The following is a 264-nucleotide window of genomic DNA, read 5'->3' as shown; positions in this document are numbered from 1 at the left end:
ATGGCCGCGCATAGCGGCGTACTTATAAAGCTGGTAGGCTTTTGAAAGATTCACATCAACGCCCCAACCTTTTTCAAAGATATAACCCAGATTGTAAGCGCCGTAAGGATTGCCCTTTTCATAGGCCTGATAAAACATATTCATGGCTTTGATGTAGGACTGACGCACCACCTTCCCTTTTTCATACATCAGGCCGAGATTATTTTCGGCTCGGGTATAGCCACGGAAAGCGCAGGTTTCATAGAGGTTAAAGGCCGATTCGAT

At 45.8% G+C, this 264-nt stretch carries 1 protein-coding gene; it reads right to left on the bottom strand.

Annotated features, from left to right (window positions below; all coding sequences use genetic code 11):
* On the bottom strand, positions 1–264 hold a 264-nt coding region (locus tag AWR36_RS15975), incomplete at both ends, for a tetratricopeptide repeat protein (RefSeq protein WP_141398549.1).

Origin of the sequence: Microbulbifer flavimaris (assembly GCF_001641755.2) — a bacterium.
Classification (GTDB): Bacteria; Pseudomonadota; Gammaproteobacteria; order Pseudomonadales; family Cellvibrionaceae; genus Microbulbifer; species Microbulbifer flavimaris.
Note: the sequence above shows the minus strand (reverse complement) of the source record. Positions and strands in the feature narration are given on the sequence as shown.